Here is a 1,321-nt window from a genome sequence, read left to right as displayed (position 1 = left end):
GTCTTTCGAGTGGGCAGAGTCGTAACTCCCATCATCGGAAGACCTCGACCCATCAACCCGACACCGACACGCCCCCACGCCGACAACCGGCTACACCCTCAAATCTGAAGAGCCCCTTTACTCTGGAACTTCACTCAGAGGCGCCCAGCGCGGACGCGACTGCGCCCCCGCCGCAGGCCGAGAAGGCCGCGCACGTGACCCTTCTGGCGTCCAGGGCGTCCGAGTGGCGCGCGACGCCAGGCTCATATGCTATTCGCGACTTGCATGTGCCGGAAGTCAAAAATGCGATCCGACTCTATGCGCGCAATGGCCAGTCCTCGGCAGTACTCACGCGGAGGGCGGTCAATCTTGCCCGGCAGTCGCTCTACCTCACATTCCGGCTACTGAATCGAAGGCACCTAAAGGGTGCCGCGATTGCAGTTTCCAGTGACCACGGAAAGAGTTGGGCAACGTGGGCTCTCGCATCTTCCTTGCATGCGAGCTGGGCCGATGGGTGGCTGTCCATCTCTCTGCCCTCGTCGAACCTGGCGCACCGAACCGGGCACGCTGCCGGGGCGACGTGGATCATCGACAACGGAATCCGCATCAACTGGTCCAAGATCAATGCGGTGAGACTGAGCGTCGAAGGACAAGACAAACACGCGAGTGTCGCGCTGGATGTAGCGGAACTCGGGCTGGCCGATGTTGACCGACGTCCGGCGGTCGCCTTCGTCTTTGACGATGGATACACGTCGATTCTGCCAGCGACAGAAATGATGAAGGCCGCCGGGCTGAAGGGCAATGTCGCGCTGATCGGGAAGTGCTTGCAAGCGCCGTGCAGTGGCAACCTCGATATCGCCCAAGCCCACGCTCTACAGGATGGTTACGGGTGGGACATGGTCAATCACTCTATGTATCACGTCGATGCTGTGCGCAACTATGTGGGCCCTATGTCGCTCGCGGCCTACGGGCGGGATGTGGCTCGTGGCCAAGCCGAACTCGTCAAGGCGGGGCTGAACTCGGCGCCGAACTGGTTCATTTATCCGCACGGTTCAACGAATCGCCGCTTGCTCCAGGTCGTCGCCGCCCGCTACCCTTTCGCCCGAACCACGATGCCCGGCGAGGAGCGCATCCCCTTTGCCGATCCTCACCGGGTCCGGACATTCGAGCTGCACTATCCCAAAGACACCTCCGAGGGTAGCGGGGATGCCACGGCGCTGACACCGGCGTCGGAAGTCCTAGTGGTCCGTCGCTGAAACATGTTTACGTTTCCGGTCGATGGAGGCGAGGATTTCGTCGGCGGGTTTGGTCCAGGTGAAGGGGTGTGACCGGTCGTTCCAGC

Annotated in this window: 1 protein-coding gene; it reads left to right on the top strand. The window is 61.7% G+C overall.

The genetic code is table 11. The annotated features are described in order from the left end of the window. Positions 1–194: 194 nt before the first annotated feature. Positions 195–1,235 (top strand): polysaccharide deacetylase family protein, encoded by a 1,041-nt coding sequence (locus ABD209_RS15565; protein ID WP_344067834.1) that lies wholly within the window; start codon positions 195–197, stop codon positions 1,233–1,235. The last annotated feature ends 86 nt before the right edge of the window (positions 1,236–1,321 follow it).

Origin of the sequence: Nostocoides vanveenii, assembly GCF_039531165.1 — a bacterium.
Classification (GTDB): domain Bacteria; phylum Actinomycetota; class Actinomycetes; order Actinomycetales; family Dermatophilaceae; genus Nostocoides_A; species Nostocoides_A vanveenii.
The sequence above is the reverse complement of the archived record's forward strand: the minus strand, read 5'-3'. Positions and strand labels throughout refer to the sequence as shown.